Here is a 24,943-nt window from a genome sequence, read left to right as displayed (position 1 = left end):
GTTTTCCGTTTCGACTGCGCCGGAAGTGGGCGAATTATAGACCGTTACAATTCGCCGTCAAGCCCTTATTTCAGCATTACTCGGATTTAAGCGTAATACGCGCAAATGCTTTCTTGCCGGCCTGGCAAACATGGGTCGCGCCCAGTACGTATATAAAGGTGCGATCAACCACTTCACCATCAATGCGCACACCGCCCGAACCGAGCAGGTCACGAGCAACTGCCGAGTTCTTTACCAGCCCTGCCTTATTAAGGACGGCTGCGATCGGCATATCCTCAGTGGCTGTCAGTTCGATTTCCGGCAAGTCGTCTGGCAGCTCGCCTTCTTTCATGCGATTACCCGCCGCACGGTGAGCGTTGGCCGCAGCCTCTTCACCATGGAAACGCGCAACGATCTCTTCAGCCAGTTTGATCTTGATATCCCGCGGATTGGCACCTGCCTCGACATCAGCGCGCAATGAATCGATCTCTGCCATGGAGCGGAAACTGAGCAGCTCGAAGTAACGCCACATCAACGCATCCGGAATCGAGACCAGCTTGCCGTACATGACGCCCGGCGCTTCCTGGATCCCGACGTAGTTGCCCAGGGACTTGGACATCTTCTTCACGCCATCCAGACCCTCAAGCAACGGCATGGTCAGAATGCACTGAGCTTCCTGACCATAGCCGCGCTGCAGCTCACGCCCCATCAACAGGTTGAACTTCTGGTCGGTACCGCCCAGCTCGACGTCGGCGCGCAAAGCCACCGAGTCGTAACCCTGGACCAACGGATAGAGGAACTCGTGAATCGCGATAGGCTGGTTGGTCGAGTAGCGCTTGTCGAAGTCATCGCGCTCGAGCATCCGCGCCACGGTGTACTGCGAAGTCAGGCGAATGAAGTCCGCCGGCCCCATCTGATCCATCCAGGTGGAGTTGAACGCCACTTCGGTCTTGGCTGGATCAAGGATCTTGAACACCTGAGTCTTGTAGGTCTCGGCATTCTCGAGGACCTGCTCGCGGGTCAGGGGCGGACGGGTTGCGCTCTTGCCGCTCGGATCACCGATCATCCCGGTGAAGTCACCAATCAGGAAGATCACCTGGTGACCCAGATCCTGGAACTGGCGCAGCTTATTAATAAGCACCGTGTGGCCCAGGTGCAAATCCGGCGCAGTCGGGTCGAAGCCAGCCTTAATACGCAGCGGCTGGCCACGCTTGAGCTTCTCGATCAGCTCGGACTCGACCAACAGTTCTTCCGCACCACGTTTGATCAGCGCTAGCTGCTCTTCAACCGACTTCATAACCAACCTGCAAGGCTCAGATTCAAAGGGACCCAACCATACAAGATCGCGCACCAAATACAAGTTTTGCCCGGCGCACGGCCAGCAATCCACGAACAGAGCACTCGCGACTTGCTTAAGAGATGATTTGGTTATATTTTATACAGTTATTTCATCTTCATCATGTCATTCATCTTTTCCAATTCATCTTTTCCAAAGTCAAATTACCTATGACCACAGAACCGTCTAAAGCGCCGCCGCTTTATCCGAAGACCCACCTGCTCGCTGCGAGCGGCATTGCCGCCTTGCTCAGCCTGGCGCTCCTGGTGTTTCCATCCAGTGACGTCGAAGCCAAAAAGACCACTCTGAGCCTTGAGCTGGAAAGCCCCCTAGAACAACTGACACAAGATCAAGACGCTGCCGACGCCGCTCAAGCCACAATTGAACCCGTAGAACCGCCCTTCGCCCAGATCGAAAACAGCACCGAAGACACCCCGCAAACCGCTGAAGCGGCCCCTGCACCGGTGGTCGAAGAGAAAAAGGCACCAAGCCACCGCGAAGTAATTGTCGCCAAGGGCGACACGCTGTCCACGCTGTTCGAGAAGGTTGGACTGCCCTCCACTTCCGTCAACGAGATCCTGGCCAGCGACAAGCAAGCCAAGCTCTTCACCCAGCTCAAGCGCGGCCAGAAACTCGAGTTCGAACTGGGTCCAGACGGCCAGTTGACGACGCTGCACAGCAAGATCAGCGACCTCGATAGCATCAGCCTGACCAAGAATGCCAAAGGCTATGCGTTCAATCGCACTACGGCCAAGCCGACCGTACGTACCGCTTATGTCCACGGCGTGATCAACAGCTCGCTGTCCCAGTCGGCAGCGCGTGCCGGCCTGTCCCACAGCCTGACCATGGACATGGCCAGCGTGTTTGGCTACGACGTCGACTTTGCCCAGGACATTCGCCAGGGTGACGAGTTCGACGTGATCTACGAACAGAAAGTGGTCAACGGCAAGGCTGTCGGCAATGGCCCGATCTTGTCCGCCCGCTTCACCAACCGCGGCAAGACCTACACCGCCGTGCGCTACACCAACAAACAAGGCAACAGCAGCTACTACACCGCCGATGGCAACAGCATGCGCAAGGCGTTCATCCGTACACCGGTGGACTTCGCCCGTATTAGCTCGCGTTTCTCCATGGGCCGCAAGCATCCAATTCTGAACAAAATTCGCGCCCACAAAGGCGTCGACTACGCCGCACCGCGCGGTACGCCGATCAAGGCTGCCGGCGACGGCAAGGTCCTGCTGGCGGGCCGCCGCGGTGGCTACGGCAACACCGTGATCATTCAGCATGGCAATTCCTACCGCACCCTGTACGGCCACATGCAAGGCTTTGCCAAAGGCGTGAAGACCGGCGGCAGCGTCAAGCAGGGCCAGGTGATCGGCTACATCGGCACCACCGGCCTGTCGACCGGGCCGCACCTGCACTATGAGTTCCAGGTCAACGGCGTTCACGTCGACCCTCTGGGCCAGAAGCTGCCGATGGCCGACCCGATCGCCAAGGCCGAACGTGCGCGCTTCCTGCAGCAGAGCCAGCCACTGATGGCGCGCATGGAGCAAGAAAAATCCACCCTGCTCGCTTCGAGCAAACGCTAAGCCATGGCGCTCTATATCGGCCTGATGTCCGGGACCAGCCTGGATGGCCTGGACATTGCGCTGATCGAGTACGAGGGGGCTATCAAGCTGATCGCCACCCACTACATCCCCATGCCTGACTCCCTGCGCACCGAGCTGCTTGGCTTGTGCGCCAGCGGGCCGGACGAGATCGCCCGATCAGCGCTTGCCCAGCACAACTGGGTCACCCTGGCGGCCGAAGGCATCAACGCCCTGCTAGCCACGCAACAGCTCCAAGCCGCCGACATCCGTGCGATCGGCAGCCACGGCCAGACCATTCGCCACGAACCCGCACGCGGGTTCACCATGCAAATCGGCAACCCGGCCCTGCTAACCGAGCTGACTGGAATCAGCGTCGTCAGCGATTTCCGCAGCCGTGATGTCGCAGCCGGCGGCCAAGGTGCACCGTTGGTACCGGCCTTCCATGAAGCCCTGTTCGGCCAGCATCACGGTAATCGTGCCGTGTTGAACGTGGGCGGCTTCAGCAATCTGAGCCTGATTGAGACAGGCAAGCCGGTCTCGGGATTCGACTGTGGCCCCGGCAACGTCCTGCTGGATGCCTGGATTCATCAGCAACGCGGGGAAACCTTTGACCGCGACGGCGCTTGGGCGGCCAGTGGCCGTGTCGAGCCGGCCTTGCTGAACGCCTTGCTCAGCGACCCCTTCTTCCTGACCAAGGGTCCGAAAAGCACCGGCCGGGAAGTGTTCAACCTGCCCTGGCTGACCCAGCACCTGGCCCGCCTGCCGGGATTCGCCGCCCAAGACGTACAGGCCACGCTGCTTGAGCTGACTGCCCTGACCATTGTTGAATCACTGCAAGCCGCGCAGCTCGACACCCAGACCCTGCTGGTGTGCGGTGGCGGTGCCCACAACGCAACACTGATGGCCCGCCTTGCCAGCCTGCTACCCAACGCAGGTGTCGACAGCACCGCAGCGTACGGCGTCGATCCGGACTGGGTCGAAGCCATGGCTTTTGCCTGGCTGGCCCATTGCTGCCTCGAAGGCATCCCGGCCAATCGCCCGAGCGTCACTGGCGCCCGCGGCCTGCGAGTCCTTGGCGCCATCTACCCCGCCTGAACCCCAGACAGCAAAACGCCGCAAAAGCCTTGGGCCCTGCGGCGTTGAGTACAGCGGATACTACGTATAGCGATCAGATCGAGAACGAGGAGCCACAACCGCAGGTGGTTGTCGCATTCGGGTTCTTGATCACAAACCGTGAACCTTCCAGACCTTCCTGATAATCCACCTCGGCACCGGCCAGGTACTGGTAGCTCATCGGGTCGACCACCAGGCTGACGCCTTCGCGCTCGACGATAGTGTCGTCATCGGCCACTTCTTCATCGAAGGTAAAGCCGTATTGAAACCCTGAACAACCGCCGCCCGTAACAAATACGCGCAGCTTCAAGCGATCATTACCCTCTTCATCGACCAGGCTCTTCACCTTGTGCGCGGCACCGTGGGTGAATTGCAAAGCCGTGGGGGTGAAGGATTCGACGCTCATGCTGACTATCTCCCGGCGTTACGCCGCCATAATGCGTGATGACGGGCATTATCCGCTTCTCCCAGAAAATCGGTCAACTATTGTTATGGTATAGCAATCAACCTAGCCGTTTCCCAGACAGCAAAAAGGCCCGTTTGACGGGCCTTTTTGTTCGACGCTGCGACGCTTAAGGCAGCATGCCCGCGTGGGACAGCCCCAGGCGTTCGTCCAGGCCAAACAGGATGTTGAGGTTCTGTACCGCCTGGCCCGAGGCGCCTTTGACCAAGTTGTCGATCACCGACAACACCACCACCAGGTCGCCATCCTGCGGGCGGTGCACCGCGATCCGGCAAACATTGGCACCGCGTACGCTGCGAGTTTCCGGGTGGCTGCCAGCCGGCATGACATCGACGAACGGTTCGTTGGCATAGCGCTTCTCGAACAATGCCTGCAGGTCCACGGAGCGATCGACCACTGTAGCGTACAGCGTGGAGTGAATGCCGCGAATCATCGGGGTCAGGTGCGGCACGAAAGTCAGGCCAACGTCCTGGCCAGCGGCGCGGCGCAGGCCCTGGCGAATTTCTGGCAGGTGCCGGTGGCCTTTGACTGCGTAGGCCTTCATGCTTTCCGACGTTTCCGAGTACAGCGAACCGACAGCGGCGCCGCGACCCGCACCACTGACCCCGGACTTGCAGTCGGCGATCAGGCGCGAAGTGTCGGCCAGACCCGCTTCCAGCAATGGCAGGAAGCCCAGTTGAGTGGCCGTTGGGTAGCAACCCGGCACAGCGATCAGGCGAGCCTGCTTGATCTGCTCGCGATTAACTTCCGGCAGGCCATAAACCGCCTCCTCCAGCAGTTCCGGTGCACCGTGCGGCTGGTTGTACCACTTGGCCCACTCATCCGCGTCCTGCAGACGGAAGTCGGCAGACAGGTCAATGACCTTGGTCCCGGCCGCGAGCAGCTCGCCAGCCAAGGCGTGGGCTACGCCATGAGGGGTGGCGAAGAACACCACATCGCAGGCACCCAGGGTCTTGATGTCCGGAACGCTGAACGCCAGGCCATCGTAGTGGCCACGCAGGTTCGGGTACATGTCTGCCACGGCCAGACCGGCCTCGGATCGGGAAGTGATTACCACCACTTCTGCTTGCGGATGCTGCGCCAACAGACGCAGCAATTCGACACCGGTGTAACCCGTGCCGCCGACGATACCGACCTTGACCATAAACCTGCCCTCAACGAACCCACTGGAAAGCCGTCGATAATAGGGGCCGCGCGCGCCTGCGACAACCGTCAAGGTGACGTGCGGGCGCTCAAGCCTCTACTATTCGGGCTACCGTGAATCTGGGAATAACTAAAAATGCTTTATCTGTGGCTAAAAGCTTTTCATATCATCAGCGTCGTGTGCTGGTTTGCCGGCCTGTTTTACCTGCCGCGCCTGTTCGTCTACCACGCTCAAAGCGAAGACAGCATCAGCAAGGAGCGCTTCAGTCTCATGGAGCGCAAGCTGTACCGGGGCATCATGGGCCCGGCAATGATCGCCACGTTGATCTTTGGCGGCTGGCTGATCAGCCTCAACCCCAGCGCCTACTTCACCCAGGGCGGCTGGATGCACGCGAAGCTGACCCTGGTGGTGCTGCTGATTGGCTACCACCACATGTGCGGCGCCCAGGTGAAGCGTTTTGCCCGTGGCGAAAACACCCGCAGCCATGTCTTTTATCGCTGGTTCAACGAAGTGCCGGTTCTGATATTGCTGGCTATTGTAATTTTGGTCGTCGTACGGCCGTTCTAATCCTACTGAACGCTTTCCATCGGGGTACTTCCAATGTCGCTGCCCGCTTTGCTTGAACAACACCTGCGCCTGCCCGTCGTGGCGGCGCCGATGTTCCTGATCTCCAATCCACAGCTGGTGCTGGCGTGCTGCCGCAATGGCGTGGTCGGCAGCTTTCCGGCCCTGAACCAGCGCGAAAGCAGCGGCTTCAAGGCCTGGCTGGAGGAAATCGAAGCGGGTCTGGCGCTGCTGCAGAACCCCGCGCCCTATGCCGTGAACCTGATTGTGCACAACAGCAATCCACGGCTGCAGGCCGACCTCGCGATCTGCATCGAGCATAAAGTGCCGATCGTGATCACCAGCCTGGGTGCAGTGAAAGAAGTGGTGGATGCGGTGCACAGCTACGGCGGCCTGGTGTTCCACGACGTGACAACCCGTCGGCACGCCGAGAAAGCCGCCGAAGCCGGGGTCGATGGTTTGATCGCGGTTGCCGCCGGTGCCGGTGGTCACGCCGGCACGTGGAGCCCCTTCTCGCTGATTGCCGAGATCCGGCAGTTCTTCGACAAGACCCTGTTACTGGCCGGCTGCCTGAACCACGGCCATGAAATTCTCGCCGCGCAACTGCTCGGCGCGGACCTGGCCTACTTCGGCACACGGTTTATCGGCACCACTGAAAGCCATGCACCTGAGGCTTACAAAGAGATGCTGCTGACTTCCAGAGCAGCCGACATCGTTCATACGCCAGCGGTCTCAGGTGTACCGGCAAGTTTCATGCGCCAAAGCCTGCTCAACGCCGGTTTTGATCTCGACGCGCTGCAAGGCAAAGGCGAAATCAACTTCGGCGCCAAACTCAAGCCCATCAGCGATGAAGCCAAAGCGTGGAAAACCGTGTGGTCAGCCGGTCAGGGCGTCGGTGAAATCGACGACCTGCCCAGCGTTGACGAACTGGTCGCGCGGCTGGATGCCGAGTACCGCAAAGCGCAGGAACTGGCAGCTCAACTGCCCAAACGCTGGCCACGTTAAGCCACCTACCTTGGGTCAGCCGGGTACGGCTGGCCCCGGTAACGCGCACACCCCGATCAATCGCGACAAGGAAGTACTGGCATGAGCGAAAACCGTTTCAAGATTGTCTTCGACGGCGCCCTGCTGCCAGGGGTCGAGATCACCACGGCGAAACTCAATCTCGCCGAGCTGTTCAAATGTGACGTCAGCGCCATCGAGCGGCTATTTCGTGGCGAACCCGTCGCCCTCAAGCACAACCTTTCCCAGGCCGATGCGCAGACCTATCTCACAGCCCTGGCAAAGACCGGCGTTGATGCGCGGATCGAGGCCGAGCCTTCGATCGAGCTCAACCTGAGCGAAGTCAAACCCATCACGGCCCCACTGCCGGAGGCCAACACCTCTCCCTACGCTCCGCCCCACGCGCCAGTGGGTGAGGTCAACACCACGTTTTCCGAACTCAAGGTCTTCAGTGTCCAGGGCCGTATCGGTCGCTTGCGGTATCTGGCCTGGTCGCTGGCTGCGCTGCTGATCATGGGCGGGGCCGCCGGCACATTGGGATTGGGCCTGTTGGCGGGCGATAACATGGTATTGGCGGCAATTGTTTGTGTCGTCGGTCTGCTTGCCTACTTCTATGTGAATATCACCATCAGCGTGCAGCGCCTGCATGACCTGGGATGGTCTGGCTGGCTGTGGTTCCTGAATCTGGTGCCCATTGTCGGCGGCCTCTTTCCCATCGCGCTGGCGGTCATCCCGGGCAACCCCGGCGCCAACCGCTACGGCGCACCGCAACCGCCCAACAGCACGGCGGTGAAAGTATTGGCCGGGCTTTGGCTGGTGGTGATTGCCGTGGTGTTTGTCGGCGCATTGGCTGGCGGCCTCAGCGCCGTCACTGAAGAATACGAAAGCACCATGAGCAGCAGCTATGAGATCGACGAGTCGGCTGAAAACGTTGAGGCAGACGATGCGGCGCAACCTGCCCAGCCCCCTGTAGACTATGGACAAGAATAAACGCGCTGGCGACCTGTGAGCTCTCTGTCCACAGGCCTCGAGCCGTTGCGATGGAGAACTGCATGACCCGTTACGCTCTGATTACTGGTGCATCCAGCGGCATCGGCCTGGCTATGGCCGAAGCCCTGGCGCGCCGCGGCCGCAGCCTGATTCTGGTGGCTCGCCAACGTGATCAGCTGGAAAGCATCGCCATCGAATTGACCCAGCGCTTTGGCGTCGAGGTGCTGTTTCGCGCCTGCGACCTGGGTGAACCACTGCGCTTGTCCGGCTTTCTGCTGGAGCTCGAAGAAGGCGAACGGCAGATCGACCTGCTGGTCAATTGCGCCGGCATCGGCACCTGCGGGCCATTCCTGGCCCAGGACTGGATGACTGAGCAAGACCTGATTGAAGTCAACATCCTCGCCCTCACACGCCTGTGCCATGCCATTGGCAACAGCATGGCCCTGCAGGGTGGCGGACAGATTCTCAACGTGGCGTCCGTGGCGGCCTTCAATCCAGGCCCGTGGATGAGCACCTACTACGCCAGCAAGGCCTACGTGCTGCACTTTTCCGAAGGCCTGCGGGTGGAGCTGAAAAAGTGTGCGGTCAAGGTTTCGGTGCTGTGCCCCGGCCCAACCCGGACCGCCTTCTTTCGCACCGCCCAGTTGGACGACAGCAAACTGAACGCCAGCAAGCTGCTGATGAGCCCCGAGGAAGTGGCGTTGTACACCGTACGGGCACTGGATAAGAACCGCGCAATCATCATCCCGGGACGGCGCAATCGCTGGTTCGCCTTCCTGCCGCGCCTGGGCTCGCGCTGGTTGACCCGGACCATCGTCGGCATGGTCAACAAGGCCTATTGCCCGCGCTGAGCACCCACGCAATAAAAGGTCGGGCGCCGGAGTGGCCCCTTCAGTACACTCAGTGCGGCCCATCAACATGGAGAAACAGCTGTGGATACTCTGTTCACCAAGATCATCAACAGAGAAATACCTGCCAAGATTATTTACGAGGATGACCAGGTCCTGGCCTTCCACGACATCGCCCCGCAGGCCCCCGTGCACTTCCTGGTCATCCCGAAGAAGCCGGTGCGCACCCTCAACGACCTCACCGAGGACGACAAGGCGCTGGCCGGGCATATTCTGTTCACCGCCCAACGCTTGGCGCTGGAACTGGGCTGCGAAGAAGGCTTTCGCGTGGTGATGAACTGCAATGAACTGGGTGGGCAAACCGTCTACCACATTCATATGCACGTCCTGGGTCAACGCCAGATGCACTGGCCACCGGGCTGATCCCACCCTGTTGCTCCGGGTTGTGTCGCCGATCGTCATGACCCAGGGCAAACCTTCCCCCGCCGATTGCGGTAAACTGGCCGCCGAGATTCTTCCCGGAGGTCAGCATGACTACCCAACGTCACTACTCGCCCATTGACCGTCTTCTGTTGCAAGCCGATACCGCGATGCGCACCTTGCTGCCCTTCAGTGGCCAGCCTTATCGCCCGTCGCCGGCCATCCTGCAGCCAGAGAGCAAAATGAGCGACGAGGACACCCGGCACGTCGTCGGCCTGATGCGCATCAACCATACCGGTGAAGTCTGTGCCCAGGCGCTGTATCAAGGCCAGGCCCTGACCGCCAAGCTGCCGCAGGTGCGGGCGGCGATGGAGCATGCGGCCGAGGAAGAGATCGATCACCTGGTCTGGTGCGAGCAACGCATCCGCCAACTGGGCAGCCATACCAGCATCCTCAACCCATTGTTCTACGGCATGTCGTTCGGCATCGGTGCAGTGGCCGGGCTGATCAGCGACAAAGTCAGCCTGGGCTTCGTGGCAGCGACCGAAGATCAGGTCTGCAAGCACCTGAACGAACACCTGGAGCAACTGCCGGCCGAGGACGAAAAGTCGCGAGCCATTCTTGAGCAGATGCGCATCGACGAAGAACAGCACGCCGAAAGTGCGCTGGATGCCGGTGGTTTTCGCTTCCCGGCGCCGGTGAAGTTCGGCATGAGCCTGTTGGCCAAGGTGATGACCAAAAGCACCTACCGCATTTGACGCACCTCGACACCGAGACGAAAAAAGGGCGCTGATATCAGCGCCCTTTTTTGTGCTCGCAGCCACCGCATCAAAAAGGACTGGCCCTCTTCGCGATAACGAACCCGACTCAACCCAGCTCGATGATTTCGTAGTCGTGGGTAATGGCCACGCCTGCGGCCCCCAGCATGATCGATGCCGAGCAGTACTTCTCTGCCGACAACTCGATGGCGCGCTTGACCTGGGCTTCCTTGAGCGCTCGGCCCTTGACTACAAAATGCATGTGAATCTTTGTGAACACCTTGGGATCTTCAGTCGCACGCTCGGCTTCAAGGAAGGCTTCGCAGCTTTCCACCGCCTGGCGCGACTTCTTGAGGATGCTGACTACGTCGAAATTGCTGCAACCGCCCACACCGAGCAGGAGCATTTCCATCGGCCGAACCCCCAGGTTGCGACCACCGGCCTCGGGCGGACCGTCCATGACCACGACGTGACCACTGCCGGATTCACCGAGGAACATGGCTTCGCCAGCCCATTGGATGCGTGCCTTCATCGCCAAGTCTCCACTGTAAAAAAAGGGTCGCCAGCTTAGCACAGGGCTTGGGATAGACAGCGTGCCACTGCAGTGCAAGCCGGCGGCCGCGCGCATTGATAATTTCTCTAATGACACCAGAATGTGTCTGTTAAGCTGGCGCCAATTCACTGGCGCAACACCCGTCCTAGAGCACACGCTCTGCAGCGCCTCATAAAAACAACCACGTCACACCGTGCAGTCTTTTCGGGATTCAACCATGGTTGCTATTGCCCCAACCCCCAAGATCAAGAACCTCGACAAGCTACTGATGCATTGCCAGCGCCGTCGCTACCAGGCCAAGAGCAATATCATTTGTGCAGGTGACCGTTCCGACACACTGTTTTTCATTATCAAGGGTTCAGTCACCATCCTGATCGAGGATGACGACGGCCGGGAAATGATCATCGCCTACCTCAACAACGGGGACTTTTTTGGCGAGCTGGGTTTGTTTGAACAAGCAGGCCAGGAGCAGGAACGCAGTGCCTGGGTACGCGCCAAGGTCGAGTGCGAAGTGGCCGAGATCAGCTACAGCAAATTCCGCGAACTGTCCCAGCACGACCCGGACATCCTCTACGTGCTCAGCGGGCAGATTGCCCAGCGCCTGCGTAACACCACACGCAAGGTCGGCGACCTGGCGTTCTTCGACGTCACCGGTCGGGTTGCGCGCTGCTTACTGGAGCTGTGCAAACAACCCGACGCCATGACCCACCCCGACGGCATGCAGATCAAAGTCACCCGTCAGGAAATCGGCCGGATCGTCGGCTGCTCGCGGGAAATGGTCGGGCGCGTGCTCAAGGACCTGGAAGAGCGCAACCTGGTGAACGTCAAGGGCAAGACTATGGTGGTGTTCGGCACCCGCTAAGGCGCCAGCACCTGGGCCAGCATCTGCCGATACAGCGTGTCCAGGCGCTCAATCGCCTGGGGCGCGGCGAATCGTTCGTGCAGGGCGATATGGCTTGCCGCACGCACCCGCTGCTCAAGGCCGCACACCTGGTTAAAACGGTTGACCGCCTGCACCATCGATTCGCGTTCATCGTCCAGCAACAATGCGCCATGCACCAGCCCTACCGGCCGCTGCCCACTTTTGCTCTGGCGCCAGCGTTGCGCGGTGCCAACCATCTTGCGACCGTCGAGATTGACGTTGAAGCGTCCATCACAGAACGCGCCCTCCACTTCCCCCAAAGACGCCTCGCCCCCCAGCTCTGTCAGCAACATGCAAATCGGATCGCACAGGCGCCGATAGGCGGTTTCGATACGTCCGTGATCACCTTCGCTGCGTGGCGGCGCGTAGACCAGCGCAATGTTGATGGTGGCCGCCGACTGCGGCACCGGCTCGCCCCCGGTTTCGCGCAGTAACACCGGCCAGCCATTCTCCGCCGACGCTACACAGGCAGCGTCGAACCCCGGCAAACGACTCAAGCGCCGGGGCATGACCAGCGCACGATCGCTCGGTTGCCAGAACAACAGAGCGAAATCCTGGTCACCAGCACACACCGTCGCCAGCAAATCCTGCTCAGCTTGCAGGCCCGCTTCGACGGTCAAGGCAATGGGTTGGGTCATGGCAGGCAAATCCTTGGCTGTGGATACAAAAAAGCCGGCATCGCCGGCTTCTTGATTAAATCAGGTTCAGTCGAGTGTAGAACCGCTGACCGGTACACCGCGCTCCGGGAAGAACAGGCGTTGCAGCTCCGCCCCCGGGCTCTCGGCGCGCATGAAGGCTTCGCCCACCAGGAACGAATAGACCTCACTGATTTCCATCAGCTCGACATCCGCACGGTTGAGAATGCCACTTTCAGTGATCACCAGGCGATCGCGAGGGATGCGCGGCAATAGATCGAGGGTGGTTTCCAGATTCACTTCAAACGTATGCAGGTTGCGGTTGTTAACCCCGACCAGCGGTGTGTCGAGGGTTTTTAATGCCCGCTCCAACTCGTCACCGTCGTGAACTTCCACCAGTACGTCGAGGCCAACGCCTTTGGCAACGGCAGCCAGCTCAGCCATCTTGACGTCGTCCAGCGCGGAGACGATCAGCAACACACAATCGGCGCCCAGTGCACGGGCTTCAACGATCTGGTACGGATCGATCATGAAGTCCTTGCGAATCACCGGCAGGTTGCAGGCCGCACGAGCCTGCTGCAGATAGCTGTCCGCACCCTGGAAGAAGTCGACATCGGTCAGCACCGAAAGACAGGTTGCCCCGCCCTTCTCGTAGCTGACTGCGATTTCGGCGGGGACGAAGTGCTCGCGGATCACCCCTTTGCTTGGCGACGCTTTCTTGATTTCGGCAATGACCGCCGGTTGCTTGAGCTTGGCCTGGGTGATCAACGCCTGGGCGAAGCCACGAGGGGCGTTCGCCACTTTTGCCATGGCTTCCAGTTCGGCCAGTGTCACGCGAGCGCTACGCTCGGCCACCTCCTCAACTTTGCGGGCGAGAATCTTCTCGAGCACCGTCGGTACACTCATGCCTCATTCTCCACTTTGAATACTGCAGTAAATGCACCCAACTCTTCGAGCTTTTCTCGCGCAAGGCCGGTGTGCAGCGCGTCATGAGCCAGGGCAACCCCCTCTTTCAGACTGCTCGCATGATCAGCGGCGTACAGCGCAGCACCAGCGTTGAGCACAATCATTTCGGCCGCTTTCTGGCCGTTCTCGGTTTTACGGCGACCCAGTGCATCGCGAATCAGTTCCAGCGAAGCGGCCGGGCTGTCCACAGCCAGACCGTGCAAGCTCTGGCTCTTCATGCCCAGGTCTTCAGGTTCGACCCAATACTCAGTGACCTGGTCATTCTTCAATTCGGCGACAAACGTCGGCGCCGCCAGACTGAACTCATCCAGGCCATCCTTGGAATGCACCACCAGCACGTGTTTGCTGCCCAGACGTTGCAATACTTCGGCCAAAGGCCGGCACAAAGCCTGACTGAACACCCCCACCACCTGATGCTTCACACCGGCCGGATTCGTAAGCGGGCCGAGCATGTTGAACAGTGTGCGCAAGCCCAGGTCACGCCGTGGACCTGCCGCGTATTTCATCGCACGATGGTGGGATTGGGCAAACATAAAACCAATACCAACGTTGTCGATGCAGCGCGCCACCTGCACCGGTGTCAGGTTCAGGTAGATCCCGGCCGCTTCCAGCAAGTCGGCACTGCCGCTCTTGCCCGAGACGGCGCGGTTACCGTGCTTGGCCACGGTGCAGCCGGCAGCCGCCACCACAAAAGAAGAGGCGGTCGAGACGTTGAAGATATTCGCACCGTCGCCGCCAGTGCCCACCACATCCACCACGCCATCGAGGGTTTTCAGCTCGACCCGGTCAGCCAGCTCGCGCATCACCGAGACGGCGCCGACGATTTCGTCGATGCTCTCGCTCTTCATGCGCATGGCCATCATGAACGCACCAATCTGCGAATCCGTGCATTGCCCGGTCATGATTTCGCGCATCACATCGCTCATTTCCTCAGTGCTCAGGTCGAGGTGGCCGACGATACGGCTCAGGGCAGTCTTGATATCCATGGAAAGTCCTTAGCGCGTGCCGCCGGTTTGTTTGAGGAAGTTGGCGAACAGTTCGTGGCCCTGCTCGGTGAGGATCGACTCAGGGTGAAATTGCACACCCTCGATGTTCAGCGTCTTGTGGCGCAGGCCCATGATCTCATCGACCGAACCGTCTTCGAGCTGGGTCCAGGCGGTCAGTTCCAGGCAATCGGGCAGGGTTTCGCGCTGCACAATCAGGGAATGATAACGAGTGACGGTCAGCGGGTGGTTCAGACCTGCAAACACGCCCTTGTCCTCGTGGAATACCGGACTAGTCTTACCGTGCATGACTTGACGGGCACGTACCACATCGCCACCAAACGCCTGGCCGATCGACTGGTGCCCCAGGCAGACGCCGAGGATCGGCAGCTTGCCGGCGAAATACTTGATGGCTTCGATCGACACACCGGCTTCGGTCGGCGTGCATGGGCCGGGGGACACGACAATGCGCTCGGGGTTGAGTGCTTCGATCTGGGCGATGGTCAGCTCATCGTTGCGCACGACCTTGACCTCTGAGCCCAGCTCGCCGAGGTACTGCACAACGTTGTAGGTAAAGGAGTCGTAGTTATCAATCATCAGCAACATGGGTTCAAACCTCTTGAATTCACTGACTTTTAAAACAGCCTTCGAATGATTGACCCGCACAGTGGCGTCGCTCGGTCAGATGCTGGAAGTGGAGCCAGCAAAAGCGGCAGTTCATACGGGTATAGAAGGCAAACGGGTACAGGTCCGGCCGAGCCGGCAGAGAAAGTTCAGGCGCGCCAACGCCAACGGGCGTGTGCCTTGACGACTTGATCCAAGAGTTTGCTGACGATCAACACGGGGAAGGTCTCATTCATACATTCCAGCACAGTAACTTAGCTGGGCAGAGGGTGCAATATAGCGTAACGCTAGCGGGGGGATACGGCCTTTAGCCATAGCTAAAGCGCAAAAGTTTTTGGTACTGTCGTTTTGTTCAACACAACAATAAATAAACGGACTTGATCATGATCAGACAGACGCTGTTTGTACCGCTGGCAGGAGGCCTTCTCGCGATGGCTTGCGCCCAAGCGATCGCTGCACCGACGCCCTACTCGAACTTCGTGGTCTTTGGCGACAGCCTCAACGATGCCGGCCAGTTCGCTGACCCGGACGGCCCGGCAGGCGCCACGCAGCGCTACACCAACCGAGTGGGGCCAACCTACCGGGACGGCAGCGGGGAAGTCCGTTCTGCCAACTCGACACAATTGCTGGGGGGCAAACTGGGGTTCTCGGATGATCAGACCGCCGCCTCGACCTCGGCGGTCCGCGCCGAGCAGGGCCTCGTCGATGGCAGCAACTGGGCGGTTGGCGGTTATCGCACCGACCAGATTCTCGACTCCATCACCACCACCTCAGCCACCGGCGAGCGCTCACGCCCAGGCTATCTGCCGAGTAATGGCTTGCGCGCCGATCCCAACGCCCTCTATTACCTCTCCGGGGGCGGCAATGATTTTCTCCAGGGCCGGATTCTCAACCCTGCCCAGGCCGACGCGGCAGCCGGCCGGTTGGTCGACAGCGTGCAAACCCTGCAGCAGGCAGGTGCCAAATACATCATGGTCTGGCTGCTCCCGGATATCGGCCTGACGCCGGCAATCAACGGCAGCCCACTACAAGGTTTCGTTTCCCAACTCAGCACACAGTTCAACACCGAGTTGGTGCGACAACTACAGACCGTTGACGCCGAAATCATCCCGCTGAACATTCCGGTATTGCTCAACGAAGCCTTCGCCAACCCGGCGCAATTCGGCCTGGCCACCGACCAGAACCTCACCGCCACCTGCTTCAGCGGCAATGGCTGCACGGAAAACGCCCGGTACGGCATCAACAGTGCGACCCCCGACCCAAGCAAGCTGATCTACAACGACTCGGTCCACCCCACCGAAGCCGGCCAGCGCCTGATCGCCGACTACGCCTACTCCTTGCTGGCCGCGCCCTGGGAAGCCTCACTGTTGCCAGAAATGGCCCACGGCACCCTGCGTGCGCACCAGGATGAACTGCGCAACCAATGGCAAGCCGACTGGGAAAATTGGCAGGGCGTCGGCCAATGGCGAGCCATTGTCGCTGGCGGTGGCCAGCACCTGGACTTCGACGGCCAGAACAGTGCCGCCAGCGCAGATGGCACTGGCTACAACTTGAACATCGGTGGCAGCTACCGCCTCAACGATGCCTGGCGTGTCGGCGTCGCAGCCGGGTTCTATCGTCAAAGCCTGGAAGCCGGGCACAACGACTCGGACTACAAACTCAATACCTACATGGGCACCGCCTTTACGCAGTACCAGGAAAATCGTTGGTGGGCGGACGGTGCGCTGACAGCCGGGCACCTGGACTACGACAGCCTCAAGCGCAAGTTCGACCTGGGCGTCAACGAACGCGGCGAAAAAGGCGATACCAGCGGCACCGTGCTGGCAGCCAGCGGCCGGATCGGCTACGACATCGCGCAACAGGCGAGCAGCCCGTGGCACCTGTCACCGTTCCTCAGCGCGGACTTCGCCAAGGTCAAAGTCGACGGTTACTCCGAGGACGACAACACCGCCACTGCGCTGACCTACGACGACCAGACCCGCAACTCGCGCCGCTTGGGTATCGGTTTGCAGGGCAAGTACCTGTTCACCCCGCAGACCCAGGTGTATGGCGAATACGCCCACGAGCGCGAGTATGAAGACGATACCCAAGACGTGACCATGAACCTCAACACCCTGCCCGGCAACCAGTACACCCTGGCCGGCTACACCCCGCAATCCCACACCAACCGCCTGAACCTGGGCGTCAGCCACAAGCTGACGGCCGACCTGGCGTTGCGGGCCGGCTACAACATCCGCAAGGACGATGACTTCACCCAGCAAGGGTTGAATGTCGGCGTGGTACTGGACTTCTAAAACCCGCAGCAAAAAAAAAACGCTGCCTCCTCACGGGGGCAGCGTTTTTTTGTGCCGCGCTACACCCTCAATCCCGGGGTGTCTGCTCGGCCAGTGCCACGGCACGGAACATCGCGCGGCGCTTGTTCAGGGTTTCTTCCCATTCCAGCGCCGGCACCGAGTCGGCAACGATGCCGCCGCCGGCCTGTACGTGCAATTCGCCGTTCTTGATCACTGCCGTGCGGATCGCAATCGCCGTGTCCATATTGCCATTCCAGGCGAAGTAACCCACCGCCCCACCGTACACACCGCGCTTGACCGGTTCCAGTTCGTCGATGATTTCCATCGCGCGAATCTTCGGCGCGCCCGACAAGGTGCCCGCTGGCAGAATCGCCCGCAGCGCATCCATTGCAGTCAGGCCGGCTTTCAACTGGCCCGTGACGTTGGAAACGATGTGCATCACGTTGGAATAACGCTCGATGACCATTTTCTCGGTCAGCTTCACCGAACCGATCTCCGAAACCCGTCCGGTGTCGTTGCGGCCCAGGTCAATCAGCATCAGGTGCTCGGCGATTTCCTTGTCATCCGACAGCAGGTCCTCTTCCAGCGCCAGGTCGGCTTCTTCGTTCGCGCCACGAGGACGCGTACCGGCAATCGGGCGTACGGTGATCAGGTTGTCTTCAACCCGCACCAGGACTTCTGGCGAACTGCCAACCACATGGAAGTCGCCGAAGTTGAAGAAGTACATGTACGGCGTCGGGTTGAAGCAACGCAGGGCGCGGTACAAATCAATGGGCGCCGCCTTGAAGTCGATGGACATCCGTTGCGACGGCACCACCTGCATGCAGTCACCGGCCAGGATGTACTCCTTGATGGTGTCGACGGCGCGCTCGTAATCGGCTTGGGTGAAACTGGAACGGAATACCGGGTCCGCCGCCTGCTGCTGGCTGAAATCCAGGCCACGGCGCGGGGTAATCGGCTGGCGCAGTTGCTCCAGCAATTGCTCGAGGCGCGCCTGCCCTTGTTCAAAGGCGTTTTCCTGCGCCGGATCGGCCAGCACGATGGCGTGCATCTTGCCTGCCAGGTTGTCGAACACCACCACCGCATCGGAGACCATCAGCAGAATGTCCGGCACGCCCAGCGGATCAGGGTTCGGGCACTTGCCCAGACGCTTTTCCACGTAACGCACGCAGTCATAGCCGAAGTACCCCACCAGGCCGCCGTTGAAGCGCGGCAGGCCAGCAATGGTCGGTACGTTGTAGCGCGCCTTGAAGGTCTCGACGAAGGCTAGCGGGTCTTCGACATCGTGGCTTTCGACCTCGACCCCGTCGACGGTCACACTCACATGCAGGTCATGCACCCGCAGTACCGTGCGGCACGGTAGGCCAATGATCGAATAGCGCCCCCACTTCTCCCCGCCCTGCACCGACTCCAACAGGTAGGAGTTGGGTTGATCGGCCAGTTTCAGGTAGATCGACAGCGGCGTGTCGAAGTCGGCAAGGGTTTCGCAGGCAAGCGGGATGCGGTTGTAGCCGGCAGCGGCCAAACGCAGGAATTCTTCGCGGATCATGAGGTGCCTCGTGGCATGAGGGTCTAACGGTCAGGTGTGCAAACGCGCCGGCTAGCCGGCCAGGATCACGTCAGGCGCGCCAACGCCAGCGGGCCAGGGCCTTGATGACTTTCATCCAGAGTTTGCGGGTAACCACCACGATGGCATTTCCAGGAGGGGATTGGACAGCGTCGGGCAACGTTATCCCAGCGGCAGAATCCAGGCAACCGGGAATTAGCTTGCGCAGATCGTCGATCACCAGCGCCGGCGACTCTTCGGCAATCGGCCGGCCATGGTTATAGCCGTAGCTCAGGGCCACACACTTGACGCCCGCCGCCTTGGCCGCCAGGACGTCACTGCGCGAGTCGCCAACGAACAACGACTGCGACGCCGGTACGTTGGCCATTTTCATCACGAAAAACAGCGCCGCCGGGTCAGGTTTTTTCTGCGGCAGGGTATCGCCGCCGATGATCCACTTGAAGTAGCGGCCGATCTTCATCTGGTCCAGCAAGGGCGCGACGAAGCGCTCCGGCTTGTTGGTGATCAGCGCCATCTCGACACCCTGCTTGTGCAACCACTTGAGGGTGTCGCGCACGCCAGGGTAAACCACCGTCAATTCATGGCCGTCTGCATAGGCGTCCATGAAAATCTCCAGCGCATGTTCGGCCTCGACGTCGTCGACCCGACTGTGATCGATATCACCGGCCAGGGCCCGACGGACCAGCACCGGCGCCCCGTTGCCGACCCACTCGCGCACGGCGCCCAGGCCGGCCGGTGCGCGCCCCAGCTTGAGCAGCATGTGATCCACGGCCACTGCCAGGTCCGGTACCGAATCGATCAGGGTGCCATCCAGATCGAACATCACCAGCCGCGGCAATTGCCCTGGGAACAACTGCTCAAAACCACTCATGGACGAGCCAGCGCCAGTTCGGCACGCATCTTCTCGATCACTTCCTGGTAGTTCGGCGCGTTGAAGATCGCGGAGCCGGCCACGAAGGTGTCAGCGCCAGCCGCGGCGATTTCGCGGATGTTGTTGACGTTCACCCCACCGTCGATTTCCAGGCGGATATCACGGCCCGAGGCGTCGATCAGCGCGCGCGCTTCACGCAGTTTGTCGAGGGTTGCCGGAATGAACTTCTGGCCACCAAAACCCGGGTTGACGCTCATCAGCAGGATCATGTCGACCTTGTCCATCACGTACTTGAGTACGTCCAGCGGAGTCGCCGGGTTGAACACCAGGCCGGCCTTGCAACCGCCTTCGCGGATCATCTGCAAGGAGCGATCGACGTGAATCGTGGCGTCCGGGTGGAAAGTGATGTAGGTGGCGCCGGCCTCGATGAAGTCACCGATGATGCGGTCGACCGGAGATACCATCAGGTGTGCGTCGATCGGCGCGGTAACGCCGTACTTGCGCAGTGCCGAGCAGACCATCGGGCCGATGGTCAGGTTGGGCACGTAGTGATTGTCCATGACATCGAAGTGGACGATGTCGGCACCCGCGGCCAGAACGTTGTCCACTTCTTCACCCAGGCGGGCGAAGTCGGCGGAGAGAATCGACGGAGCAATAGCGAAGGGCTGCATGACGCACCTTTTTTGAGCAGGATCACGATGGCGCGCATTGTATACCTCATGCTTTGACGCGCGCACCGTGGCTGTAACGATCAGTAAGCCGCTCGATAGATCTTCTCGATATCAAGGGCCGTCAACTGGCGCGGATTATTGCGCATCAAACGCTCGATTCCCGCGGCCTCCAGCGCCATGGCCGGGATCGCCTCCTGGGGCACGCCGAAACTGCGCAAGCCCTGGGGAATTTCCACTGCGGCACACAGTCGCGCCATCGCCGCGACCGCCTGGTCCGCCGCTTCATCGGCACTCAGGTGCGTGATATTGAGGCCAAAGGCCTGGGCAATGTCCTGCATGCGCTCCACGCACGCCATCTTGTTCCAGGCCATCACATGGGGCAGCAACAGCGCGTTGCTCACGCCATGGGCAATATTGAAGCGCCCGCCCAGCGGATAGGCCAGGGCATGCACCGCGCCGACCCCGGCGTTGCCGAACGCCATGCCGGCCATCAGGCTGGCAGTGGCCATGTCCTCACGGGCCTGCAGGTTCGCGGGATTGGCATAGGCCTTGGGCAGCGCCTTGGCGATCAGCTTGATGGCACCGATGGCCAGGGCATCGGTAATCGGCGAAGCATTCACCGACAGGTAGGCCTCGACCGCATGCACCAGGGCATCCACCCCACTGGCGGCGGTGACACTGCGCGGACAGGTCAGGGTCATTTGCGGGCTGACCAGCGCCACGTCAGGCAACAGGTAGTCGCTGACGATGCCTTTCTTCAGTTGGGCCTGCTTGTCGGAGAGGATCGCCACGTTGGTGACTTCCGAGCCCGTGCCGGCGGTGGTCGGGATCGCGATCAGCGGCGGGCCCTTGCGCGGCACCTGGTCGACGCCGAACAAATCCTCGAGCGCGCCGTGATAACCGGCATAGGCCGCGACGCTTTTGGCGATATCGATGGCACTGCCGCCGCCCAGGCCGATCAGGCCGTCATGCCCGCCCTCGCGGTAGACACGCATGCAGTCCTCGACGATGGCGATTTCCGGGTCGGGCAACACCCGGTCGAAAATCTCGTAGGTGCGTCCACCCAGTTGCGCCAGCGCCAGCTCCACGGTGCCGGACTTGACCAGCGCCGCATCGGTGACAATCAGCGGGTGGTCGACATCCAGGCGGGTCAGTTCAGCGGCCAGTTGCTCGATGGCACCGGTGCCGGTGAGCAGCTTATGAGCGATTTTGAAAGAACAAAGACTCATGTGCGCAGCCTCTTATAGATAGGGGAGCTGGGCACAATAGTAGCTGTCGATTGGGTTTTGTCTGTTATTCAGCCCGTGAATGGCTTCAAGCCCACTGAACACCCCAGTGGGAGCGAGTCTGCTCCCACTGGGGTTGATGTCAGGTTTCAGACCTGTGCAGTACGCAATTTCTCACTGCGCCCACGCAACCACTCCAGGGTCAGCAGCAGGATCACCGAGAAGGCAATCAGCAGCGTTGCGGCGGCGGCGATGGTCGGGCTGAGGTTTTCGCGGATACCGCTGAACATCTGCCGCGGCAAGGTCGCTTGCTCTGGGCCGGCGAGGAACAGGGTCACCACTACTTCATCGAACGAGGTGGCAAACGCAAACAGCGCACCGGAAATCACCCCGGGGGCGATCAACGGCAAAGTCACCCGGCGGAACGCCGTCAGGGGCGAGGCTCCGAGGCTGGCCGCGGCGCGCACCAGGTTGTGGTTGAAGCCTTGCAGGGTCGCCGACACCGTGATGATCACGAACGGCACACCCAGTACCGCGTGCACCACAATCAGCGAGAAGAAGCTGTTCCCCAGCCCCAGCGGGGCGAAGAACAAGTAACTGGCCACCCCGATGATCACCACGGGCACCACCATCGGCGAAATCACCAGGGCCATCACCAGGGCCTTGCCCGGGAAATCGCCGCGGGTCAGGCCAATGGCCGCCAGCGTCCCGAAGATCATCGCCAGTACGGTCGCGGCCGGGGCCACGATGATGCTGTTCTTCAGGGCGCGCATCCACTCGGCCGAGGCAAAGAAATCCTGGTACCAGTGCAGCGAAAATCCTTGCAGCGGGTAGACCAGGAAGCTGCCGGAGTTGAACGACAGCGGGATGATCACCAGCACCGGCAAGATCAGGAACAACAGAATCAAGCCGCAGAGAATCCGCAAGCTGTAGAACCACACCCGTTCAACGGGGGACATATAAGGACTCAGCATTTCGATTCTCCCCTTAGCTCAGGCGCAGGCGGCTGGCGCCCACCAGCCAGCTGTAAATCAGATAAAGCACGATGGTCGCCAACAGCAGCAGCCCGCCGAGCGCCGTCGCCATGCCCCAGTTGATGCTGGTGTTGGTGTAGAAGGCGACGAAGTAGCTGACCATCTGATCGTTCGGGCTACCCAGCAGTGCCGGGGTGATGTAGTAACCAATCGCCAGGATGAACACCAGCAGGCACCCGGCGCCGACACCGGCATAGGTCTGCGGGAAGTACACCCGCCAGAAGCTGGCGAACGGATGGCAGCCCAGGGAAATCGCCGCCCGCATGTAGGTCGGCGAGATGCCTTTCATCACGCTGTAGATCGGCAGGATCATGAACGGCAGCAGAATGTGCACCATCGAGATGTACACCCCGGTGCGGTTGAACACCAACTCCAGGGGTTTATCGATAATGCCCATGGCCATCATTGCGCTGTTGATCAACCCGCCCGACTGCAGCAACACGATCCACGCGGCCACCCGCACCAGGATCGAGGTCCAGAACGGTAGCAACACCAGGATCATCAGCAGGTTGCTTTGCCGGGCCGGCAAGTTGGCCAGCAGGTAGGCCAGGGGATAGGCCAGCGCCAGACAGATGGCCGTGATCACCAGGCCCATCCAGAAGGTGCGGGCAAAGATGTCGAGGTAGATCGCCTGGTCGGGCGTGGCCGGGGCGACTTCGCCGAGGTCGTCGATGCGGTGATCAACCGCCGCCAACAGGTAGTACGGCGTCAGGCTGCTGGTATTGCGGCGCACGGCCTGCCAATAGGCCGGGTCGCCCCAACGCTCGTCCAGCGCTTCGAGCGCGTCTTTATAAGACGCCGGCTCGCTCTTGAACGGCAGCGCGCGGGCGGTCTTGGTCAGCAGGCTGCGGTAGCCGGCCAACTCCATGTTCAGGCGCTTGGACAGGTCGCCCAAGGTTTGATTCTTGCGGGCTTCGGCCAGGTCTTCACTGGCGGCCTTGTACACCGGGTCCGCTGGCAGGCCTCGGCCATCCCAGGCAGCGATCGCTGCTACGGTGCGCGGCATGCCGCCGACCACTTCCGGGTTACCGACGCTTTTATAGAGCAGCGCCACAATCGGCACCAGAAACACCAGCAACAGAAACAGCACCAACGGCGCAATCAGGGCTTGGGCCTTCCAGCGGTTGACCCGCTCGGCACGCGCCAGGCGCTGCTTCAAGGTGCGATGGGTGCCCTCGTTCAGGGGAACGGCGATGGCCATGGCGAACTCCGAAAATCTTTGATCGTTACAGAGGCAGACAAACAACCTGTTGGAGCGAGCGAGCTCGCTCCAACATGGATTACGCTGTCAAACCTCTAACTGACTGGCATTGGGCAAGCCCTCTGCCACAGGGTCGCGCTTACTTCGCTGCCCAGGAGTTGAAGCGCTGCTCCAGTTGCTCGCCGTTGTCCGCCCAGAAGCTGACGTCGATCTGCACCTGGTTGGCGATGTTTTCCGGGGTCGTCGGCATGTCTTTCAGAATTTCCGGGTTCAACAGGGGTACCGCCTGGGTATTGGCCGGGCCGTAGGCAATGTTTTCCGAATAGGTTTTCTGCTGTTGTGGCATGACCGAGAACGCGATGAATTTCTTCGCCGCTTCAGCGCGGGTCTTGTCCAGACCTTTAGGAATGGCCCAGGCGTCGAAGTCGTAGATACCGCCGTTCCACACCACCTTCAGGTTGCTTTCCTTTTGCACGGCAGCGATCCGGCCGTTGTACGCCGAGCTCATGACCACATCACCGGACGCCAGGTACTGCGGCGGCTGGGCGCCAGCTTCCCACCACTGGATGCTCGGCTTGAGTTCGTCGAGCTTCTTGAAGGCACGGTCCTGGCCATCTTTACCGGCCAGCACTTTGTAGACATCTTTCGGCGCCACGCCGTCGGCCATCAAGGCAAATTCCAGGGTGTACTTGGCGCCTTTACGCAGGCCGCGTTTGCCCGGGAAGTTCTTGGTGTCCCAGAAGTCGGCCCAACTGGTCGGCGCGGTTTTCAGCTTGTCGGCGTTGTAGGCCAGCACGGTCGACCAGACGAAAAAACCAACGCCGCACGGCTGGATCGCACCCTTGACGTAATTTTCGGTGTTGCCGAACAGTGCAGGGTCGAGTTGCTCGAACATGTCCTCGTCGCAACCGCGGGACAGCTCTGGCGACTCTACTTCCACCAGGTCCCAGGACACGCTCTTGGTGTCGACCATGGCCTTGACCTTGGCCATTTCACCGTTGTATTCACCGGCGACGATCTTGCCGTTGCCCGCTGCTTCCCAAGGCGCATAGAAGGCCTTGACCTGTGCGGCCTTGTTCGCGCCGCCAAACGACACCACGGTCAGGTCCGAGCCCGCGGCCATCGCGTGTGCCGCACCCATCATGCCCAGAGCCAGGGCGGTGAATTTCAGGGATTTCAACATTTATTGT

General features: G+C 60.6%; 25 protein-coding genes. 10 read left to right on the top strand and 15 right to left on the bottom strand.

Going from position 1 to position 24,943, the window contains the following annotated elements:
* Nucleotides 1-76: 76 nt before the first annotated feature.
* Nucleotides 77-1,276 (bottom strand): tyrosine--tRNA ligase, encoded by a 1,200-nt coding sequence (gene tyrS, locus ACM6IP_RS09300; protein ID WP_414861323.1) that lies wholly within the window; start codon nucleotides 1,274-1,276, stop codon nucleotides 77-79.
* Nucleotides 1,277-1,485: 209 nt separating this feature from the next.
* Between tyrS and ACM6IP_RS09295 the strand changes: the two genes are divergently transcribed.
* Nucleotides 1,486-2,904: a peptidoglycan DD-metalloendopeptidase family protein gene (locus ACM6IP_RS09295; protein ID WP_401125706.1), complete on the top strand. Its 1,419-nt coding sequence runs from the start codon at nucleotides 1,486-1,488 to the stop codon at nucleotides 2,902-2,904.
* A 3-nt stretch (nucleotides 2,905-2,907) separates the two neighbouring features.
* Nucleotides 2,908-3,999 carry an anhydro-N-acetylmuramic acid kinase gene (locus ACM6IP_RS09290; RefSeq protein ID WP_414861322.1) on the top strand — a complete coding sequence of 364 codons (1,092 nt, stop codon included), beginning with the start codon at nucleotides 2,908-2,910 and terminating at the stop codon, nucleotides 3,997-3,999.
* Between the two features lie 73 nt (nucleotides 4,000-4,072).
* Here ACM6IP_RS09290 and erpA read toward each other — a convergent pair whose 3' ends face one another.
* Together erpA and argC are read right to left on the bottom strand one after the other, a co-directional pair.
* Nucleotides 4,073-4,423 (bottom strand): iron-sulfur cluster insertion protein ErpA, encoded by a 351-nt coding sequence (gene erpA / locus ACM6IP_RS09285; protein ID WP_027617200.1) that lies wholly within the window; start codon nucleotides 4,421-4,423, stop codon nucleotides 4,073-4,075.
* Nucleotides 4,424-4,589: 166 nt separating this feature from the next.
* Nucleotides 4,590-5,624: an N-acetyl-gamma-glutamyl-phosphate reductase gene (argC, locus tag ACM6IP_RS09280; protein ID WP_095170518.1), complete on the bottom strand. Its 1,035-nt coding sequence runs from the start codon at nucleotides 5,622-5,624 to the stop codon at nucleotides 4,590-4,592.
* Nucleotides 5,625-5,759: 135 nt separating this feature from the next.
* Between argC and hemJ the strand changes: the two genes are divergently transcribed.
* From hemJ to coq7, 6 genes are all read left to right on the top strand, one after another.
* On the top strand, nucleotides 5,760-6,191 hold the full coding sequence (gene hemJ, locus ACM6IP_RS09275; RefSeq protein ID WP_095170520.1) for a protoporphyrinogen oxidase HemJ: 432 nt from the start codon (nucleotides 5,760-5,762) through the stop codon (nucleotides 6,189-6,191).
* Nucleotides 6,192-6,224: 33 nt separating this feature from the next.
* Nucleotides 6,225-7,193, top strand: a complete 969-nt coding sequence (locus tag ACM6IP_RS09270) for an NAD(P)H-dependent flavin oxidoreductase (protein WP_095170522.1) — start codon at nucleotides 6,225-6,227, stop codon at nucleotides 7,191-7,193.
* A gap of 81 nt (nucleotides 7,194-7,274) precedes the next feature.
* Nucleotides 7,275-8,180 (top strand): DUF805 domain-containing protein, encoded by a 906-nt coding sequence (locus ACM6IP_RS09265; RefSeq protein WP_095170524.1) that lies wholly within the window; start codon nucleotides 7,275-7,277, stop codon nucleotides 8,178-8,180.
* Between the two features lie 62 nt (nucleotides 8,181-8,242).
* Entirely contained in the window at nucleotides 8,243-9,031 is a 789-nt protein-coding gene (locus ACM6IP_RS09260; RefSeq protein ID WP_159998201.1) for an SDR family NAD(P)-dependent oxidoreductase, read from the top strand.
* A gap of 81 nt (nucleotides 9,032-9,112) precedes the next feature.
* A complete protein-coding gene (locus tag ACM6IP_RS09255; protein ID WP_095170527.1) occupies nucleotides 9,113-9,451 on the top strand; it encodes a histidine triad nucleotide-binding protein in 339 nt (112 codons plus the stop codon).
* Nucleotides 9,452-9,558: 107 nt separating this feature from the next.
* Entirely contained in the window at nucleotides 9,559-10,206 is a 648-nt protein-coding gene (gene coq7, locus ACM6IP_RS09250; protein ID WP_414861321.1) for a 2-polyprenyl-3-methyl-6-methoxy-1,4-benzoquinone monooxygenase, read from the top strand.
* Nucleotides 10,207-10,315: 109 nt separating this feature from the next.
* On the opposite strand, the gene ACM6IP_RS09245 is transcribed toward coq7, so the two are convergent.
* Nucleotides 10,316-10,738, bottom strand: a complete 423-nt coding sequence (locus tag ACM6IP_RS09245) for an OsmC family protein (protein WP_005792019.1) — start codon at nucleotides 10,736-10,738, stop codon at nucleotides 10,316-10,318.
* Nucleotides 10,739-10,976: 238 nt separating this feature from the next.
* Here ACM6IP_RS09245 and crp point away from each other — a divergent pair, with 238 nt between their 5' ends.
* The gene (crp, locus tag ACM6IP_RS09240; RefSeq protein WP_095170531.1) at nucleotides 10,977-11,621 is read left to right on the top strand and encodes a cAMP-activated global transcriptional regulator CRP; all 645 of its coding nucleotides are present in this window, start codon (nucleotides 10,977-10,979) and stop codon (nucleotides 11,619-11,621) included.
* Here the strand turns inward: crp and ACM6IP_RS09235 are convergent.
* From ACM6IP_RS09235 to ACM6IP_RS09220, 4 genes are all read right to left on the bottom strand, one after another.
* Nucleotides 11,618-12,319, bottom strand: a complete 702-nt coding sequence (locus tag ACM6IP_RS09235; RefSeq protein ID WP_414861320.1) for a biotin/lipoate A/B protein ligase family protein — start codon at nucleotides 12,317-12,319, stop codon at nucleotides 11,618-11,620. The genes crp and ACM6IP_RS09235 overlap by 4 nt on opposite strands.
* Before the next feature lie 66 nt (nucleotides 12,320-12,385).
* A complete protein-coding gene (gene trpC / locus ACM6IP_RS09230; protein ID WP_095170535.1) occupies nucleotides 12,386-13,222 on the bottom strand; it encodes an indole-3-glycerol phosphate synthase TrpC in 837 nt (278 codons plus the stop codon).
* Entirely contained in the window at nucleotides 13,219-14,268 is a 1,050-nt protein-coding gene (gene trpD / locus ACM6IP_RS09225; protein WP_095170537.1) for an anthranilate phosphoribosyltransferase, read from the bottom strand. The genes trpC and trpD overlap by 4 nt, the downstream gene beginning before the upstream one ends.
* Before the next feature lie 9 nt (nucleotides 14,269-14,277).
* Nucleotides 14,278-14,871, bottom strand: coding sequence for an aminodeoxychorismate/anthranilate synthase component II (locus ACM6IP_RS09220; RefSeq protein ID WP_095170539.1), 594 nt, complete (start codon nucleotides 14,869-14,871; stop codon nucleotides 14,278-14,280).
* Between the two features lie 401 nt (nucleotides 14,872-15,272).
* On the opposite strand from ACM6IP_RS09220, the gene estP reads away from it, so the two are divergent.
* Nucleotides 15,273-17,183: an esterase EstP gene (estP, locus tag ACM6IP_RS09215; RefSeq protein ID WP_414861319.1), complete on the top strand. Its 1,911-nt coding sequence runs from the start codon at nucleotides 15,273-15,275 to the stop codon at nucleotides 17,181-17,183.
* A gap of 67 nt (nucleotides 17,184-17,250) precedes the next feature.
* Here estP and trpE read toward each other — a convergent pair whose 3' ends face one another.
* The 7 genes from trpE to ACM6IP_RS09180 form a co-directional block, all read right to left on the bottom strand.
* Nucleotides 17,251-18,732: an anthranilate synthase component I gene (gene trpE, locus ACM6IP_RS09210; protein ID WP_095170542.1), complete on the bottom strand. Its 1,482-nt coding sequence runs from the start codon at nucleotides 18,730-18,732 to the stop codon at nucleotides 17,251-17,253.
* A gap of 70 nt (nucleotides 18,733-18,802) precedes the next feature.
* A complete protein-coding gene (locus ACM6IP_RS09205; RefSeq protein ID WP_095170544.1) occupies nucleotides 18,803-19,621 on the bottom strand; it encodes a phosphoglycolate phosphatase in 819 nt (272 codons plus the stop codon).
* Complete coding sequence (gene rpe, locus ACM6IP_RS09200; protein WP_095170546.1) at nucleotides 19,618-20,292, bottom strand: ribulose-phosphate 3-epimerase; 675 nt, start codon at nucleotides 20,290-20,292, stop codon at nucleotides 19,618-19,620. The genes ACM6IP_RS09205 and rpe overlap by 4 nt, the downstream gene beginning before the upstream one ends.
* An 80-nt stretch (nucleotides 20,293-20,372) precedes the next feature.
* On the bottom strand, nucleotides 20,373-21,521 hold the full coding sequence (locus ACM6IP_RS09195) for an iron-containing alcohol dehydrogenase (RefSeq protein WP_159998205.1): 1,149 nt from the start codon (nucleotides 21,519-21,521) through the stop codon (nucleotides 20,373-20,375).
* Nucleotides 21,522-21,667: 146 nt separating this feature from the next.
* Nucleotides 21,668-22,492 carry an ABC transporter permease gene (locus tag ACM6IP_RS09190; protein ID WP_095170550.1) on the bottom strand — a complete coding sequence of 275 codons (825 nt, stop codon included), beginning with the start codon at nucleotides 22,490-22,492 and terminating at the stop codon, nucleotides 21,668-21,670.
* 13 nt (nucleotides 22,493-22,505) lie between these two features.
* The gene (locus ACM6IP_RS09185; protein ID WP_095170552.1) at nucleotides 22,506-23,753 is read right to left on the bottom strand and encodes an ABC transporter permease; all 1,248 of its coding nucleotides are present in this window, start codon (nucleotides 23,751-23,753) and stop codon (nucleotides 22,506-22,508) included.
* A gap of 139 nt (nucleotides 23,754-23,892) precedes the next feature.
* Nucleotides 23,893-24,936 (bottom strand): ABC transporter substrate-binding protein, encoded by a 1,044-nt coding sequence (locus tag ACM6IP_RS09180; protein ID WP_095170554.1) that lies wholly within the window; start codon nucleotides 24,934-24,936, stop codon nucleotides 23,893-23,895.
* Between the last annotated feature and the right edge of the window lie 7 nt (nucleotides 24,937-24,943).

Source organism: Pseudomonas sp. IT-P176 (assembly GCF_949767245.1).
Lineage (GTDB): Bacteria > Pseudomonadota > Gammaproteobacteria > Pseudomonadales > Pseudomonadaceae > Aquipseudomonas.
The sequence above is the reverse complement of the archived record's forward strand: the minus strand, read 5'-3'. Positions and strand labels throughout refer to the sequence as shown.